Source organism: Streptomyces sp. NPDC028289 (assembly GCF_055565975.1).
This window is the reverse complement of sequence record NZ_JBVHTI010000022.1, coordinates 1-17,187: the sequence shown is the minus strand read 5'-3', so window position 1 is coordinate 17,187 and position 17,187 is coordinate 1. Positions and strand designations below refer to the sequence as shown.

General features: G+C 71.3%; 9 protein-coding genes. 2 read left to right on the top strand and 7 right to left on the bottom strand.

From position 1 onward, the window contains the following. Positions 1–18: 18 nt before the first annotated feature. From ACZ4UV_RS51345 to ACZ4UV_RS51320, 6 genes are all read right to left on the bottom strand, one after another. The gene (locus tag ACZ4UV_RS51345) at positions 19–2,217 is read right to left on the bottom strand and encodes a glycosyl hydrolase family 95 catalytic domain-containing protein (RefSeq protein ID WP_451018528.1); all 2,199 of its coding nucleotides are present in this window, start codon (positions 2,215–2,217) and stop codon (positions 19–21) included. Continuing rightward, positions 2,214–4,199 carry a beta-galactosidase gene (locus ACZ4UV_RS51340; RefSeq protein ID WP_467850053.1) on the bottom strand — a complete coding sequence of 662 codons (1,986 nt, stop codon included), beginning with the start codon at positions 4,197–4,199 and terminating at the stop codon, positions 2,214–2,216. Before ACZ4UV_RS51340 ends, ACZ4UV_RS51345 begins: the two co-directional genes overlap by 4 nt. Then, a complete protein-coding gene (locus ACZ4UV_RS51335) occupies positions 4,196–6,385 on the bottom strand; it encodes a 1,4-beta-glucanase (protein ID WP_467850050.1) in 2,190 nt (729 codons plus the stop codon). The genes ACZ4UV_RS51340 and ACZ4UV_RS51335 overlap by 4 nt, the downstream gene beginning before the upstream one ends. Before the next feature lie 284 nt (positions 6,386–6,669). Then, on the bottom strand, positions 6,670–7,596 hold the full coding sequence (locus ACZ4UV_RS51330; RefSeq protein WP_451022356.1) for a carbohydrate ABC transporter permease: 927 nt from the start codon (positions 7,594–7,596) through the stop codon (positions 6,670–6,672). Continuing rightward, entirely contained in the window at positions 7,593–8,654 is a 1,062-nt protein-coding gene (locus tag ACZ4UV_RS51325; protein ID WP_451022355.1) for an ABC transporter permease, read from the bottom strand. The genes ACZ4UV_RS51330 and ACZ4UV_RS51325 overlap by 4 nt, the downstream gene beginning before the upstream one ends. Next, complete coding sequence (locus ACZ4UV_RS51320; protein WP_451022354.1) at positions 8,654–10,333, bottom strand: extracellular solute-binding protein; 1,680 nt, start codon at positions 10,331–10,333, stop codon at positions 8,654–8,656. Before ACZ4UV_RS51320 ends, ACZ4UV_RS51325 begins: the two co-directional genes overlap by 1 nt. Positions 10,334–10,518: 185 nt before the next feature. Between ACZ4UV_RS51320 and ACZ4UV_RS51315 the strand changes: the two genes are divergently transcribed. Both ACZ4UV_RS51315 and ACZ4UV_RS51310 read left to right on the top strand, forming a co-directional pair. Further along, positions 10,519–11,730: an RNA-guided endonuclease InsQ/TnpB family protein gene (locus tag ACZ4UV_RS51315; protein ID WP_451021146.1), complete on the top strand. Its 1,212-nt coding sequence runs from the start codon at positions 10,519–10,521 to the stop codon at positions 11,728–11,730. Between the two features lie 423 nt (positions 11,731–12,153). Further along, a complete protein-coding gene (locus ACZ4UV_RS51310; protein WP_467850044.1) occupies positions 12,154–14,997 on the top strand; it encodes a glycoside hydrolase family 3 C-terminal domain-containing protein in 2,844 nt (947 codons plus the stop codon). A 157-nt stretch (positions 14,998–15,154) separates the two neighbouring features. Here the strand turns inward: ACZ4UV_RS51310 and ACZ4UV_RS51305 are convergent, their stop codons facing one another. Beyond that, entirely contained in the window at positions 15,155–16,603 is a 1,449-nt protein-coding gene (locus ACZ4UV_RS51305) for an aldehyde dehydrogenase family protein (RefSeq protein ID WP_451016176.1), read from the bottom strand. Positions 16,604–17,187: the final 584 nt, after the last annotated feature.

Sequence of the window (17,187 nt, the reverse complement as noted above, 5' to 3'; positions counted from 1 at the left end):
TGGGGGGAGGTGCGGTGGCTACCACGTCCCCAGGGTGAGGACGTGGTCTTCTCCGGCGACGAGGTCGAGCGGCCGACTGCCGGAGGAAGTCCACAGGTCGATGCGGAGCGACCGGTGTGGTGTGAGGACGGCCCGCGCGCCGTCGGGGGTCCAGGAGAGGTCGAGTTCGGCACCGAAGCGCGTGCGGATGCCGTGGATCCGGCCCCTTCTCAGGGCGGCCGGCGGGGCCGGGAGCAGGACCAGGCGGTCCGGGGTCGACTGGACGAGGGCTTCGACGACCACGGCGGGCAGGGTGTGTGCGGCGTCGGCGTTGTAGACGTCGAGGTGCGGGTAGTGGGCGCTCATCAGGGAGGCGTGGAAGAAGTCGCCGGCCAGGACCCGGTCGAGGGCGGCGCCGACCCGCTCGCCGTCGCGCAGGCGGGCCGCGACGAGCGCGTGGTGGAGGTGGCCGTGGGCCGAGTCGTTCTCGGCGCCGCGCAGTTCGAGCGCACGGTGGGCGGCGGCCGCGAGCTCCGGGGTGTCGTACGGGGAGATCTCGTCGAGCGGCCAGACGCCGTAGAGGTGACTGAGGTGGCGATGGTCGTAGGTGTCGTCCAGGCCCGGCCAGGCCCATTCGGCGAGCGCGCCGTCGGCGTTGGTCCGGTGCGGGGGCAGCCGGTCGGCGAGGGCACGCCAGCGGTCGGCGTCCGGGCCCGGATGGTAGTCGGCCGCGGTGCGCAGGGCGTGCCGGGCGGCCGAGAGGTCCATCGCCGCGTTGACCGCGCCCCAGCTCGCGTTCGCGGGCCGGTTCTCGGGCGAGTAGGAGGGGACGATCACGAGGTGGCCGTCGGCGTCGGTCCGGGTGAGGAAGTCCTCGTAGAACCGGGCGACTTCGGCCAGCACCGCCGCCGTACGGGGATCGTGCTCGCCGCGGATCTCGTCGTGGTCGACGAGCGGCTTGAGCAGCCAGTCGGCACCGGCCGTCCACAGGTGCAGGGGGTACTCGCGGCTGAAGTGGTAGGTCAGTCCGGACTCGCCGTCGCTGTGCGCGGGCGCGACGACGCCTCGGGCACCGAAGACGGCGCGGGCGTTCTCCCGCCAGTCGCCGAGCTGACGCTGGACCAGTGCGGCGCACGCCTCGGTGACTTCGGGCAGGGCTGCGGCCGCGGCCGAGGCCGTCTGGAGGTTGACGTTGGCGTCGTTGGTGAAGGCACCGGACCAGGCGGTGTTCCACTCACCGGTCCACAGACCGGTCAGGCGGGGCGGGTTGAGGCCCGAGGCGGAGAGCAGGTGGTAGCGGCCGGCGGCGAAGAGCCGCTCTAGGAGGGCCGCTTCGGTCGGCTTCCCGAGCAGCTCGGATCCGGACAGCGCGCGTTCGGCCGGGTCGGCGGCCAGGTCGAGGGTGACGCGGGTGTAGGCGGAGCGGTGGAGGCCGAGGTGGCGGGTGAGCAGCGCGTCGTACGACTCCCGGTCGGCGAGCAGGTCGCTCAGGTCGCGTGCCTCGGCGGTCACGTCGAGTTCGCCGGTGTGGCGGCGGACCCGGGTGAGGAGGAGGACGGACTCGGCTCCGGTGACGCGGACGCCCGGCGGGACGAGCCCGGTGCTGCCGCCGGTGACGGCGACCAGGGTGACGCCGGTGTAGGCGCGGTCGCTGTCGGGGTAGCGGGCGCGGAGGCTGAGCAGGGCGCCCTCGGGGGTGCGCAGCGCGCCATGGCCGACGCCCAGGCCTGCCGGGGCGCCGGGCAGCCGGTGGTCGAGGGCGATGTCGAGGGCGGCGGCGCCGGTGACCTGCTGCACGATCACGTCGTCCGCGCGGGAGACGAAGACCCGGCTGGACCAGCCGGCGGCGGTGGCGGTGACCTCACCGGTGGTGAAGTCGACGGAGCGGCGGTAGCCGCCGGGCCGGCCGTGCGGCCTTCGCAGCCGGATCTGGAAGGCGGGGTGGAAGGGCTGCACCCACTGGAGCGGACGGCCGTCGGTGAGGCTCTCGGCTGCGGCGTGCTCCCCGGCGAGCAGCCTGTCCTGGACGTCGGGGAGTTCGGCCGCCAGGCGGGGCGGGCGGGCGTGTTCGCCGCCGTTCGGGCGGACGAGGGTGTGATGGGTGACGATGACACGGTCGTCGTTCGGATCACCGAACACGAGGGTGCCGTGATGGCCGTTGCCGCTCAGGAAGGCGTCCTCCCAGCGGGCGGCGGGGGCGGGCTCCCAGGTGCCGTGGACGGGGCCGGTGGCGGTCATGGCGTGAGCACCGCCACTCCGTAGCGGCCGAGGACGGTCTCGTCGGTGACGGTCGCACCGGTCAGCAGGTCTCGATGTGTTCCCATGACAGGCACCTTTACCTGATCACGCCCGTGGTTGAACAGGAACAGCAGCTCACCCCGGCGGACCGCCTCGACGCCCGTGGGCAGCCCTTCGAGCACCGGGCGCACCCCCGCGTCCGCCGCGATCCGGCCGAGCAGCCTTCGCAGAGCCTCCGGCTCCGGGAGCGTGGAGACGTACCAGGCGCGCCCGTTGCGCAGCACGGCCGGCAGCCCGTCGAGTTCACCGCCCTGGTACGGCACGGTCTCCGTGACGCCGGGCGCGGCCTCGATCTCCTCCGACCACAGGGCTCCCCGGAAGCCCTCGCACGCGACGGTCTCCCCCGCGTCCAGCGGCCACCACTCGTGCAGGGTGCGGATGCCGAAGAGCTCGCGCAGCCGTGCGTCCATGCCGCCGGGGCGGATCCGGTCGTCCTCGTCGGCGATGCCGGTCAGGAAGCCGCTGACCAGGGTGCCGCCGCCGCGGACGTAGGCGAGGAGGTTGCCGATCGCGGCGTCGGTGAGGAGATAGAGCTGCGGGACGACGACCAGCCCGTAGGAGGACAGGTCGTGTTCGGGGTGGGCGAAGTCGGTGGTGAGGTTCGACTCCCACAGGGCCCGGTGCCAGGCGTGCAGGACGTCGGGGAGGTCCACCTCGGTGGAGAGCCGGCCTTCGTGGGCACCGGCCCACCACGAGTGCCAGTCGTGCAGGATCGCGACATCGGCTCCGATGTGACGGCCGGTCACCTCTTTCGCTATCGCAGCCAGTTCGGAGCCCAGCTGCCTGACCTCCTGGTACGTACGGCCCTCCTCCCCCGCGTGGCTGACCATCCCGGAGTGGAACTTCTCCGCGCCCTGCCTCGACTGCCGCCACTGGAAGTAGCAGACGGCGTCCGCGCCCCGGGCCACGGCCTGGAGGGACCACTGGCGGTTGAGGCCGCGAGGCTTGGGGTGGTTCACCCCGCGCCAGTTGACCGGCCCGGCGGCCTGCTCCATGAGCATCCAGGGGCCGCGCGCCTGGGAACGGGTGAGGTCGTGGACGAGCGCGCCGTGCTGCGCCCCGAGGGGGTCCCGCGGGTCGGGGTAGAGGTCGACGGAGACGACGTCCTCCTCTGCGGCCCAGCGCCAGGCGTCCTGGCCGATCCAGAGCGGCATGAAGTTGGTGGTCACCGGGATGTGCGGGGTGTGCCGGGCGACGATGTCCCGTTCGGCGGCGTAGCACTCCAGGAGCATGTCGGAGGTGAAGCGGCGGAAGTCCAGCACCTGGGTGGGGTTCTTCATGTAGTGGGCGTGGCGCGGGGGCAGGATGCCGTCCCAGGTGTCGTAGCCCTGGCTCCAGAACGCCGTGCCCCACGCGGTGTTGAGGGCGTCGAGGGTGCCGTAGCGCTCGCGCAGCCAGCGGCGGAAGGCGGCGGCGGCCTCGTCGCCGTGGTCGAAGGTGCAGTACTCGTTGTTGATGTGCCACATCGTGAGGGCGGGGTGGCCGGCGTAGCGGGCGGCGAGGTCCTCGGTGATGGCGGCGGCGTACCGGCGGTAGGTGGCGCTGGAGTGCGAGAAGTGCTGGCGGCCGCCCCACCACTCGGTGCGGCCGTCGGCGTCCCGGGGCAGGGTGTCCGGGTGCAGCCGGCCGAGCCACGGCGGCGGTGACGCGGTGGGGGTGGCGAGGACGACGCCGATGCCGTGGCCGTGCATCAGGTCCATGAGCCGGTCCAGCCAGCCGAAGTCCCGCTCCCCCGGCTGCGGTTCGAGCCGCGCCCAGGAGAAGACGCCCATGGTCACGGAGTTGACGCCGGCGGCCGTCATCAGCCGGACGTCCTCGTGCCAGGTCTCCTCGGGCCACTGCTCGGGGTTGTAGTCGCCGCCGAAGAGGATGCGGCCGCGGGTGGCGTCGGAGAGGCCCGGCGGCTTGCGTCCGGCGGTCATCGGACGGGGTCCCCGTACTGGATGCCGCGCCCGTTGGTGGCCAGGTAGACCCTGCCGTACATGCGCGGGTCACCGGTGACGGCCTGCCCGGTCCAGCCCCACTGGTGCCGGTCGTCGTTGATGCGGGTCCAGGACCCCGCCTCGTCGTCGGAGCGGTAGACGGCCGTGATGGACTCCGTGGAGCCGACCAGGTAGACCGCCGGGTAGTCGGCTCCGGGCGCCGCCTTGCCGAAGCCGAGGGTGTACGCGGCCCGGCAGCCGGCGATCTTGGCGAAGGCGGCCCCGCCGTCAGTGGACCGGTACAGCCCGTTCCACTTGACGCTGAGCCAGAGGTCACCGGACCTGCCCGGGGCCGCGACCAGCTGGAACTGGCTGTCCCCGGAGGGCAGACCGGTAGCACGCGCCGTGAACGAACGGCCACTGTCAGTGCTGGCTTGGAGCGTTCCCGTGTCGGTGTCGTACGCGTAGAAGAGCGTCGGGTCGGCCGGGTCGGCGACCGGCGTGGCGCCCTTCGGGAAAGAGGAGATCTCGGTCCAGGTGGCGCCGTTGTCGTCCGACCGGTGGGCGGGGTACTTGGTCCCGTCCCAGTGCACGAAGGACCACAGCAGCACGCTGCCGTCGGCGTTGGCGGCGATCGGCCCCGGTGCGTCGTGGGCGAGGGAGGGCTGGGCGGCGAAGGGCGTCCAGGTCCGGCCCCCGTCGTCCGAGAAGGCGCCGTTGCCGTGGTCGCCCCAGCCGGCGCGGACCACGTACGCCGGCCGGCCCGCGGCCTGCGCGAGCCCCGTAGCCGACCCGAACACGGGATTCGTGGCCATACCGCGGGACGGAGACGCGGCGAGCCGCTCGTGGTACAGGACGCCGATGTCCCCCGAGCCGCTCAGCAGGTGTGCCTCCCCGACCGGGGGCGACACCAGCTGAAGCACCGACGTCTCCTCCAGGCCGCGGATCTGCGGGGCCCAGTGGACGAGGTCGCGGGTGCCGTAGAGGGTGGCGCCGGTGCCGTAGACGATGTGCTTCGAGTCGTACGGGTCGACGGCGACGGCCTGGATCCACCATCCGAACTTCGGCTGGTCGCCGCCCCACGTGAGGAAGGGAGTCTCCGACACGTCGAAGACGGCGGAGTCCTTGAGGGACGTCCAGGTACGGCCGCCGTCGGTGGTCCGGTAGAGGGTGTCCACGGCCGTCCACCGGTTGTTCGTCGAGACGACGGCGGTACCGGGCCGGCGGGCGTCGACGGCGACCCCGCCGTAGCCGAAGGTGTCGCCGCCCCCGGGTGGGACCGGCGTGACCTCCGTCCACCTGTCCGTGCCGGTGGCGAGCTTGTGCACGCTGCCGTCCGCCTGACCGTTGGGGCCGGGGGCGTCGGCGTACGTCACGTACAGCTCGCGGGCGTGGCGGTCGTAGGCGGCACGGACCGGGACCTTGGCGGAGGTGCCGGTGGGCTGGCCGGGTACGGCCTCCCAACTCGCCCCGTCGGAAGTGCGGTACAGGTTGACGGCGCTCGCCCCGCCGTCGCCGTCCGCCCAGCCAGCGTAGACGGCACGGCCGACGGCCACGAGCAGGCTGACGCCCTGGCCGGAGGCGGCGGGGGCGGCCGGGAAGCCGGGCGCCGCCGCCCAGGTGGCCCCGCGGTCCGTCGACCTGAGCAGTCCGTCGTGCCGGGTGCCCAGCCACAGGGTGTCGCTGTCCCGGGGGTCGACGAGGAGGCGCTCCCCCATGCCCCGGCCGTCCTCGTTGGCGCCGAGCTTCACGGTGAGATCGGTCCGGGTCCAGCTGGCACCGCGATCCTCCGAGCGCAGGATCGCGCCGTTTCCGGCCCAGGACTGGGCGTAGGTGCCGAGCGCCAGGTAGAGCCGGTCCGGGTGCGCCGGGTCGACGGCGAGCGCCTCCACCCCGAACAGATTCCAGTCGTCCCAGCCGAGCTGGTCGGTGAGGGGGGTCCAGCGAGCGGTCCGGTCGTCCCAGCGGTAGGCGCCGCCGATGTCGGTACGGGCGTAGGCGAGGCCGGGAGTGGTGGGGTGGAACAGGACACCGGTGATGAATCCGGTGCCGCCGATCACCGCGTTGCGCCAGCGGTACGTGGTGGGGGTTGCCGCGCTGGCGGTGCCCGGGAGGGCGGGGATGGCGGTGAGAGCGGCGGTCGCAGCGGTGGCGGCAAGGACGGTCCTGCGGCTCAAGGTGGGCATGGGGAACCTTCGGTGGGCGTGGGTGGGTTGGTGGTCCGGGGTGAGGCTTGGGGGGTGGGGACGCTTACCGGCGCTGGCAGGGTGCCGCCCGCGCCCACCCGTGCCGCCCTGGGGGCACATGCCAGGCCCTTAAGGCACTGGGGGAGGCACGACTGCCCGCGGCTGGGTGACTTCGCAGCGGGCGGCGCGGATTCCTACCCAGGGGCGCGGGGAACTGCGCGAACGGCCCCCACGCGCCCGCAGCCGCCGACGCTCTCCGCCGCCCCCTCAGAAGGCGCAGTCGGCTACCCCTTGACCGCCCCTGTCAGCATCCCCTTCTTGAAGTGCCGCTGGACGAACGGGGAAGCGATCGCGACGGGGATCAGGGCTAGGACCATGACCGCCATCTGCAACCCCAGCGCGGACAGCTGACCGGTACGCACTGCCTGCTGAAGCCCTGTAGGCGCCTGAGTGTTCTTCTGAACCAGCTGGATGAGCACGTTCTGCAACGGCATCATCTGCTGATCGCTCAGGTAGATGGAGGCGTTGAACCAGGCGCTCCAGTACCCAACCGCGTAGAACAGGGAGATGACGGCCAGCACCGCCCGGGACAGCGGCATGATGATGGTCAGGAGGATCCGCAGATCACCCGCCCCGTCGATGCGCGCCGACTCAGTGAGCTCGGGCGAGATGCCCATGAAGAAGGCGCGCAGGACGAGGATGTTGAAGACGCTGACCGCGCTCGGCAGGATCAGGGACAGATAGGTGTCGGTGAGGCCCAGCGACTGCACCAGCAGGTACGTCGGGATGAGGCCGGCCCCGAAGAACATGGTCGCCATCATGGTCATCAGGAAGAACCGGTGGCCCAGACTGCCCGGCCGGGACAGACCGTAGGCGGCGAGCACCGACACCGTCATCGAGAACAGGGTGCCGACGAGCGTGACACCGACCGAGACCATGATGGCCCGGCTGACCTGACCGCCGCCGAGCAGTTCCGTGTAGTTGACGAAGCTGATGCCCTGGGGGATCACCACGAGACCGCCGACCCGGTCGATCACCGGTTTCGGGGAGAGGCTCGTGACGATCACGATCCACAGCGGGCCCAGCACGCCCAGGCAGCACAGGACGAGAAGGCCGCCCTTCGCGGTGAGCCCGGCCTTGTTGGGCTGCTCCTCCCACACGGGGCGGGCAGGAGCCTTGAGACTGCGGATGAGCTGCGTGTTGAGGCTCACTTCTGATACACCCCCTGCTCGCCGAGCAGGTGCGCGAACTTGTTCGCGCCCAGGACGAGACAGACTCCGATGGCTCCCTTGACGAGGCCGACCGCGGCCGCGTAACTGAAGTCGCCGTTCTGGATACCCATGTTCCACACGTAGGTGTCGAGGACCTCGCTGGCGCCCGCACCGACCGCGTCCCGCTGGAGGAGGAACTGCTCGAATCCGACGCTGAGCGCGTCGCCCACCCTCAGGACCAACAGCAGCGCGATCACCGGGCGCAGCGCGGGCAGGGTCACATGCCACATGCGGCGCCAGCGCCCGGCGCCGTCCATGGCGGCGGCCTCGTACAGGTCGGTGCTGACGGCTGCCAGCGCGGCGAGGAAGACGATGATCCCCCAGCCGGCGTCCTTCCACACGGCCTGTGCGGTGACCAGGTACTTGAAGAGGCTGGCGTTGGTCATCAGGTCGAAGCCGCTCCACCCGTGGTTCTCCAGGGTCTGCGCGATGATGCCCGCCCCGCCGAAGACCTGTTGGAAGACGGTGACCACGAGGACCCACGAGAAGAAGTGCGGCAGATACATGATCGCCTGCGCCACGGCCCGGACCCGGGGCCGGACCACGCTGTTGATGAGCAGCGCGAGGGCGATGGGGATCGGGAAGAACAGGACCAGCTGGAGCACGAACAGGACGACGGTGTTCTTCGCCGCGCTCCAGAACAACGGGTCGTCGAGCATCCGCGAGAACTGCTCCAAGCCGACCCAGGGGCTGTGGAAGATCGCCGTGATTCCGTTGCTGGAGATGTACGGGTCGTAGTCCTGGAAGGCGACGACGTTGCCGAGCAACGGGATGTAATTGAAGAGCAGGAGCAGGACGATGACGGGGAGCGTCATCAGGATCAGCGCCCGGTCCCGGCGCAGCCGGATCCGCCAGGGGACCTTGCCCGCTCTGCCGGCCCTGCTCGCCTGGCGCGGCGTCTTGTCCTTCGCCGCGGCGGCGGCGACCGCGGCCGTCGGTTCCTCGACGGCCGCGGCGGGGCGAGTCCCCTCGGGCCTGCTCCGGGCCGTGAGAGACATCAGTTGCCGCTGCCGTTCTTGTCGATGAGCTGCTTGTACCAGTCGCGCAGCTTGTCGCCGCCGGAGGACTTCCAGGTGGAGATGGCCGCCTGCACGTCCGACAGCTTTCGGTTGCCGCGCACGTAGTCGATCTCCAGCTGCTCGAACTGGCTGGAGAGGTTGGCGTAGCGGGTCGGCTCGACGATGTTCATGCCGTACGTGGACGTCTTCTTCATGAAGGCACCCATCCGTTGCTGCCACTCGACCTGCTTGCGGGCCACGTCCGGGAAGTCGGGGTGGGCGTAGTAGGCAGCCGGCGCGGCCAGCATCACCCAGGCGTTGACCACCTCGGAGTTGCCCTGGTCGGTCTTGACCGGGACGCCGTTCTTGACCGTGTAGTGGGTGCCCTCGACGCCATAGTCGACGAGCATCCGCTCCTTGGTGCCGTAGGGAGCGGCCGCGAAGTTGGCGGCGGCCAGGGCGTTCTCGATCGTCGTCCTGGATGCGCCCTTGCGGATCATCGACCAGATGCCGGCCGGCTGGGCCGCCCACAGCTTCGGGTCGCCGCCGTCGGCTCCGAAGATGTCGAAACCGTCGATCTCGAAGTCCGGGTTGGCCGTGGCCTGTTCGGCGGTCTTCCCGTACCAGGTGGACATGTCGTTGTTGAAGACGAGGATCTGTCCGGCGGTGAACCGCTGGCCGGCGTCGCCCGAGCGCGCCTTGTCGTCGGGGTGGACCACGCCCGCGTCGAACAGCTTGCGGGTCCACTCCAGGGCCTCCAGGTACTCGGGCTGCTCGATGCGGTACGTCAGCCTGCCGTCGTCCCCGATGTTCCAGCCGAGCGTCCCGGAGGGACGGACGCCGAAGATGTTCCACGCGGTCCAGTTCATGTCGCCGCAGGCGTACACCTTGGCCTTGGCGCTGGTCGCCTCCTTGGCCCAGCTGAGGAATTCGTCGGGCGACTTGGGGACCGAGTAGCCCTTCTTGTCGAAGATGTCCTTGCGGTAGTAGGGCACGATGAAACTCGCGGTGGCGGCCGGCATCGGGATGCCGCGCAGGGCACCGCCGAAGATGCCCATGCGCCAGGCGTCGGAGGGGATGGCAGCCAGGTTCGGGTACTTCTTGACCTTGTCGCCCGCCAGGTAGGGGCCGAGGTCCATGAACTTCGCGGTGACCGCGTTCGAGATCTTGCCGACCAGTTCCCAGCTCGGCACGACCACCATGTCGGGTATGTCACTGGAGGCGAGAACGGCGCCGAGCTTCTGGCCGTAAGTGTTGCCGTCCTGGTTCTGCCAGGTGACCTTGGTGCCGGCCGCTGCGTCGAGTGCCTTGTAGTAGGCGCAGTCGGCCTTCGGCGGGGAACCCCAGAACGGGGACATGATCTTGAAGGGGGCTCCGGTGCCGAGTTTGTCCGGGACCGAGGTGGCGAGAGACGTGAGGTCGACCTTGCCGGTGTAGCCGGCCGCGGAACCGTTCTTCGACGGCAGGTCCGGCTTGGCGACGGTGCTGGTGACGTAGCTCGGGAGCAGCTTGTCCGCGGCCTTGCCCGACGTGGTCCCGTCGCGCGAGCCGCTGTCCGACCCTCCGCACGCGGCAAGCAGCGGCATCCCGCCCGCCACCGCAGCGGTGGCGACTGCCGTGGAGGCGAGGAACGTTCTCCGGCTCGGCCCGGAGGGGGCGGTGGCGGCGTTCGGCGTCATCAGAGCCTTCCTTCGTGGATACCCCGGCCCTCAGGCTGGGGTGGGGGTACTTCCCGCTTGCTGGGGAGAGACGAGGCTCCTGCGGAGCAGGGCGGGAAGAGCCGGTTCGCGGCCAGGTCGGACCGGCGTCCACCGTCCACTGACCGATTCCGGCCGCTCACACGGGAGCTGATAAAGTGTGAGGTATGACGCGGCAGGTCAAGCGGGCGTTCAAGTACCGCTTTTACCCCACGGGCGAGCAGGCAGCTGAGCTGTCGCGCACGTTCGGCTGCGTCCGCCTCGTGTACAACAAGGCGCTGGAGGAGCGCACCCGGGCTTGGTACGGCGAGCAGCGCCGGGTCTCCTACGTGCAGTCCTCCGCCGCACTCACGGAGTGGAAGAAGACCGATGAACTGGCCTTCCTGACGGAGGTGTCCTCCGTCCCGCTCCAACAGGCACTCCGCCATCTTCAGACGGCGTTCGGGAACTTCTTCGCCAAGCGGGCGAAGTACCCGCGCTACAAGAGCCGGAAGAAGTCCCGCGTGTCGGCCGAGTACACCCGCAGCGCTTTCAAGTGGCGCGACGGGCAACTGACCCTTGCCAAGATGGCAGAGCCCCTGGACATCCGCTGGTCGCGTCCACTGCCCGAGGACACGGAACCGACCACTGCCACCGTGTCCCGCGACGCGGCGGGACGCTGGTTCGTGTCCCTGCTGTGCGAAGACAGCATCGCCCCGGCCCCCACCACCACGGCGGCGGTCGGCCTGGACGCCGGGATCACCTCCCTCGTGACCCTGTCCACCGGGGAAAAGGTTGCCAATCCGAAGCACGAACGGCGCGACCGCGCCCGCCTGGCCCGCGCGCAGCGTGAGCTGTCGCGGAAGGCGAAGGGCTCGGCGAACCGGGAGAAGGCCCGGCGTCGCGTCGCCAAGGTCCACGCGCGGATCGCCGACCGGCGCCGCGACTTCCTGCACAAGCTGTCGACTCGTCTCGTCCGTGAGAACCAAACGGTCGTGATCGAGGACCTCACCATCCGCAACCTGCTGAAGAACGGCAAGCTCGCGCGCGCCATCTCCGACGCGGCCTGGACGGAACTCCGCTCCATGCTGGAGTACAAGTGCGCCTGGTACGGGCGTGAACTCGTCGTGATCGACCGCTTCTTCCCGTCCAGCAAGCTGTGCGGAACCTGCGGCACGGTCCGCGAGAAACTGCCGCTGAACGTCCGCGAGTGGACCTGCGAGTGCTGCGGCACGGTCCATGACCGCGACGGGAACGCGGCACGCAACATCCTGGCCGCCGGGCTGGCGGCGTCTGCCTGTGGAGACGGTGTAAGACCTCAACGGGAGTCCTCCCGGACGGGGCGGTCGTCGGTGAAGCAGGAACCCCAGCGGGCGACCGCTGGAATCCCACGCCTTTAAGCAGGGGAGGAAGCCAATGCGTCAACCCTTCGTGTTGTGTTTGTTGGTGTTGGTGTGCTGCTGGCTGGCGGGCACGGCGGGGCGCACCAGGACACCCGGCGGTGGCCGTCGGCTGCGGTGTCTCGAGTGGAACTGGCTGAGCTGAAGCGACCCTCCGACCTACGACCCCTGTGGTGCGTCCCCTGTCGTCTGTCGCTGGGGCGGACCGGCTAGTCGAAGCGCTTCGATGTTGCTGCGAGGTTAAGTGAACACCCGGGGGTGCACAAGGGTCGCTTCCAAGATTCCTCCAAGCCGACGCGGTTGACCTCTTCGTATGCGCTGCTTGAAATATCGATGTGCGTCTCTTGACACCCGCCCCTGCGTCGAATGAGCATCGAAGCGCTTCGAAAGCTCCTCGTCGCTCCATCGCAAGGGGAACCGCACGTGACCGCAACAACGCCGCCCGCGCCGCCTTTCCGCGATCCGCACCTGCCGTTCGCGAAGCGCATCGACGATCTGCTGGCCCGGCTCACCCTGGACGAGAAGGTCTCCTTCCTGCACCAGTTCGCGCCCGCCGTGGAGCGCCTCGGCATCGCCGCCTTCCGCACCGGCCAGGAGGCCCTGCACGGTGTGGCCTGGATGGGCCCGGCGACGGTGTTCCCGCAGGCGGTGGGGCTCGGCGCGACCTGGAACACCGATCTCGTACGACGGGTCGGGGACGCCGTGTCCAAGGAGGTCCGGGCGATGCGCGCCCGCGACGACCGGGTCGGCCTCAACGTCTGGGCCCCGACGGTGAACCTGCTCCGCCACCCGCTCTGGGGCCGCAACGAGGAGGGCTACTCCGAGGACCCGAAGCTGACCTCCGCCATCGCCACCGCCTACACCCGCGGCCTGCGCGGCGACCACCCGGTGTACTGGCGCACCGCCCCCGTCCTGAAGCACTGGCTGGCCCACAACAACGAGACGGACCGGGCCACTTCCTCCTCCTCGGTCCGCCCGCGGGTGCTGCACGAGTACGACCTGCGGGCCTTCAGGGAGACCGTGGAGGCGGGCGCGGTGGCCGGGGTGATGCCCGCCTACAACCTGGTCAACGGCCGCCCCAACCACGTCTCCCCTTACCTGCGCGAGCAGTTGCGGAGCTGGACGGACGAGGAGCTGCTGGTCTGCTCGGACGCCGGCGCGCCCAGCAACCTGGTCGACCACGAGCACTACTTCGCCACGCACGAGGAAGCCACGGCGGCCGCCCTGCTCGCCGGCGTCGACAGCTTCACCGACCACGGCACGGACAGCGGGCAGATCATCGCCCGGGTCAACGGGGCACTGGGCCAGGGCCTGCTGACGGAGAAGGACGTCGACACGGCCGTCCGCCGCCAGCTCTCGGTCCGCTTCCGCCTCGGCGAGTTCGACCCGCACGACGCCCCGCACCCGGATGCCGCCGAGTTCGACACCCCGGCCCACCGCGCCCTCGCCCAGGAGGCGGCGGAACAGGCGGTCGTCCTGCTGAAGAACGACGGCGGCCTCCTGCCGCTCGCACCCGACGCCCGGATCGCCGTGGTCGGCCTGCTCGCCGACGAGTGCAAGCTCGACTGGTACAGCGGCACTCTGCTGCACCGCTCCACTCCTCTGGAGGGCCTGTACGAGCGGTTCGGCGCGCAGCGCGTGGAGTTCGCGGAGGGGGTGGACCGGGTCCGGCTGCGGCTCGCGGACGGCACCTTCCTGCACGTGCCGCCCGCTCCCGAGTCCGCCGACGAGGTGCGCGGCGCGGCGGGCGCCCTGGACCCGGCGCTGCTCGCGGGCCGTACGGACCTGCCCCCGCTCACCTCCGACGCCACCGGCACCGAATTCGCCCTCGTCGACTGGGGCGAGGGGGTGCTGACGCTGCGCGCCCCGGACGGCCGCTACCTCTCCGTCGCCGAGGACGGCTTCGTCCGCGCCGCCGCGGACCAGCCCGGCGGCTGGGTCGTCCAGGAGACGTTCCGCCTGGAACCCCACGAGAACGGTCACCTCCTCCGGCACCTCGGCACGGGGCGCCACGTCTCTGTCGCCGCCGACGGGGTGAAGGTTGCCGCCGAAAACGCCTCGATCTTCGAGTTGATCATCGTTGAACGCGGTTCGGACGCCGTCACCAGGGTGGCCGCAGCGGCCGACGCGGTCCTGGTGGTCGCGGGCAACGACCCGCACATCAACGGCCGCGAGACCGAGGACCGTACGACCCTGGCCCTGCCCGCGCACCAGGAGCGCCTCCTGCGGGCCGCCCGCGCGGCCAACCCGGCCACGGTGCTGGCGCTGGTGTCGTCGTACCCGTACGCGGTGGACGCGGCCCGGCTGCCGGCCGTGCTCTGGACGGCCCACGGCGGCCAGGCGGTCGGCACCGCGCTCGCCCGCGTGCTGGCCGGTGACGTCTCCCCCGCGGGCCGCCTCCCGCAGACCTGGTACGCCTCCGACGCCGACCTTCCCGGCCTGCTCGACTACGACGTGCTGGGCGCCCGCCAGACCTACCTCTACTTCGAGGGCGTCCCGCTCTTCCCGTTCGGCCACGGCCTGTCCTACGCGTCCTTCTCCTACGCGGACCTGGCGACGGAGGTGACGGACGGAACACTCCGCGTCTCCTTCACGGTCGCCAACACCGGCGACGTACCGGCGGACGAGGTGGCCCAGCTCTACACCCGGGCCGTGGAACCGTCCTCGGTACGCCCGCGCCGCGAACTCCTCGCCCACCGCCGGCTCGCCCTTCGCCCCGGCGAGCGGACCGGCGTGACCTTCGAAGTCCCGCTCTCCGCCTTCGAGTTCTGGGACGTGGCACGCGGCGGACGGCGCCTGGAGGGCGGTGCGTACGACGTGCTGGTCGGTGCGTCCAGCGAGGACGTCCGGCTGCGCACGACCGTGGTCCTGGACGGCGAGCCGGCGGCGCCGCGGGCGGTCGCCTCCGAACGCGGCCTGGCGGCGGCCGACTTCGACGAGCAGTCGGGCATCGTGATCGTGGACCGCACGAGGACGGACGGCGACGCGGTCACGCCCCAGGGCGACGGGTCGGGAGAACTCGTCTACCGGGACTGCGACTTCGGCAAGGGGGTGACCGAGGTGACCGCGCGGGTGGCGGGCACGGGCACGTTGGAGATCTCCCTCGACGGCGCCCCGCCGCTCGCCGCCCTGGTCCTCGACGAGCCGACCGCCGACGCGTACACCTACACCTCGCTCACGGCCCCCCTCGCCGCCGAGGGCGTGCACGACGTCCGCATCGGACTGCGCGGCCCACTGCGGCTCGCGCACGTCGGCTTCTCCGGTTGAGGGTCCGAAGCGGCCGGCACGGAGAAGGGGCCCGGCACCGGAAGGCACCCGTGCCGGGCCCCCGCGTGAAAACGGCTCCCCTCACATGGAGAACGGCCGCAGCCCCCGCACAGCGGGCTGCGGCCGTTCCGTCGCGCTCCGGTCCGTCCGTGGCAGATCAGAGAGCGAGGCCGGTGAGGACCAGGACGCGCTCGTAGGTGTAGTCGTCCATGGCGAACTTGACGCCCTCGCGGCCCACGCCGGACTGCTTCACACCGCCGTACGGCATCTGGTCGGCGCGGTAGGACGGGACGTCGCCGATGACGACACCGCCGACCTCGAGGGCGCGGTGGGCGCGGAAGGCGCCCTGGAGGTCGTGGGTGAACACGCCCGCCTGGAGGCCGTACTTGGAGGCGTTGACGGCGGCGAACGCCTCGGCCTCGCCGTGCACCTTCTGCACGGTGAGGACGGGCCCGAAGACCTCCTCGCAGGAGAGGGTGGTGTCCTCCGGTACGTCGGCGAGGACGGTCGGCGCGTAGCTGGCGCCGTCGCGGTCGCCACCGGTGACCAGGGTGGCGCCGGCCTCGACGGCCTCCTTGACCCACGCCTCGACCCGCTCGGCCGCCGCCTCGCTGACCAGCGGGCCGACGTCGGTCCTGTCGTCGGCGGGGTCGCCGGTGACCTGGGCCTCGACGGCGGCGACGATGCGCGGGAGGAGACGGTCGTAGACGGCGGCGTCGGCGATGACCCGCTGTACCGAGATGCAGGACTGGCCGCCCTGGTAGTTGGAGAAGGTCGCGATGCGGGTCGCGGCCCAGTCCAGGTCCGCGTCGCTCGCGTAGTCGCCGAGGACGACGGCCGCGCCGTTGCCGCCGAGTTCCAGGGTGCAGTGCTTGCGGGGCACCGAGTCCATGATCGAGTAGCCGACCTTCTCGGAACCGGTGAACGAGATGACCGGGAGGCGCTCGTCCTGGACGAGGGCGGCCATCTTGTCGTTGGCGACCGGGAGGATCGACCAGGAGCCGGCCGGGAGACCGGACGTCTCGGCGAGCAGGTCGCCGATGATCAGGCCGGAGAGGGGGGTGGCGGGGGCCGGCTTCAGGATGATCGGCGCGCCGGCCGCGATCGCCGGGGCGATCTTGTGGGCGCACAGGTTGAGCGGGAAGTTGAAGGGCGCGATGCCGAGGACGACGCCCTTCGGGAAGCGGCGGGTGAGCGCGAGGCGGCCCTGGCCGCCGAGGTCGGTGTCGAGGCGCTGGGCCTCGCCGCTGTTGAAGCGGCGGGCCTCCTCGGCGGCGAACCGGAACACGGAGACGGCACGGCCGACCTCGCCGCGCGCCCACTTGATCGGCTTGCCGTTCTCGGCGGAGATCAGCTGGGCTATCTCCTCGGTGCGCTCGGCGAGCCGGCGGCTGACGTGGTCGAGGGCGGCGGCGCGTACGTGGGCCGGGGTGGCGGCGAACTCGTCCCGTACGGCGTACGCGGCGGCGACGGCTTCCTCGACCTGGGCGTCGGTGGGCACGCTGACCTTGCCGACGAGACGGGCGTCCCACGGGTTGGTGACGTCGAAGGTGTCCTCGCCGGTGGCCTGGCGGCCGGCGAGCCAGAAGGCGTGGGTGGAGGTCATGTGCGGGTCCCGGCCCTTCCGCGTTGGGGGTGGGTGTGCAGGGTGTTCGGGTCCACGGTAGGTCGGCGGGGGCGGGGGTGCGTTTGTCCGGGGTGTAGTGGTGGGGGTGGGGGGTGCGCCGGATTGGCACGGTCCGGGGCGGGCCGCGTTCCCTCGCCCCCGCCGCCCCTGCCCGTCCGCTCCCCGGGGGCCCCTTCGACCGCCCGCTCCGGGGGCCGCGAACCCGCGCGGTTCCTTGCGGGCGGCCAGATGAGCACCCTTCTCACCAGTGGAAACGCCATCCGCGAGCAGGTACACGAGCCGGGCGCGAGACGACTGGGCGCGCCTTGCGGCCGATCTTGAGTCAGCCGGTACTCCGGGCTGCGAGGGCGAGGCAGGCTTTCCCCGCCGGCCGTCCGAGGGACACACCCGGGACCGGCGCGGCCGCACCCCGGTCGTGACGGTGAGCGGCCGGCGCTCGGCACCGGGACGAGGCGGGCTCTTCCGGACGTCAGGAGCGGATGAACTCCAGCAGATCCGCGTTGATCGTCGACGCCTCCGTGGTCGGCATGCCGTGCGGGAAGCCCGGGTACACCTTCAGGCTC

Bases quoted from the DNA above. Each gene is read 5' to 3' on its own strand.
- ACZ4UV_RS51345 (WP_451018528.1), bottom strand. From the start codon at position 2,217: ATGACCGCCACCGGCCCCGTCCACGGCACCTGGGAGCCCGCCCCCGCC.
- ACZ4UV_RS51340 (WP_467850053.1), bottom strand. From the start codon at position 4,199: ATGACCGCCGGACGCAAGCCGCCGGGCCTCTCCGACGCCACCCGCGGC.
- ACZ4UV_RS51335 (WP_467850050.1), bottom strand. From the start codon at position 6,385: ATGCCCACCTTGAGCCGCAGGACCGTCCTTGCCGCCACCGCTGCGACC.
- ACZ4UV_RS51325 (WP_451022355.1), bottom strand. From the start codon at position 8,654: ATGTCTCTCACGGCCCGGAGCAGGCCCGAGGGGACTCGCCCCGCCGCG.
- ACZ4UV_RS51320 (WP_451022354.1), bottom strand. From the start codon at position 10,333: ATGACGCCGAACGCCGCCACCGCCCCCTCCGGGCCGAGCCGGAGAACG.
- ACZ4UV_RS51315 (WP_451021146.1), top strand. From the start codon at position 10,519: ATGACGCGGCAGGTCAAGCGGGCGTTCAAGTACCGCTTTTACCCCACG.
- ACZ4UV_RS51305 (WP_451016176.1), bottom strand. From the start codon at position 16,603: ATGACCTCCACCCACGCCTTCTGGCTCGCCGGCCGCCAGGCCACCGGC.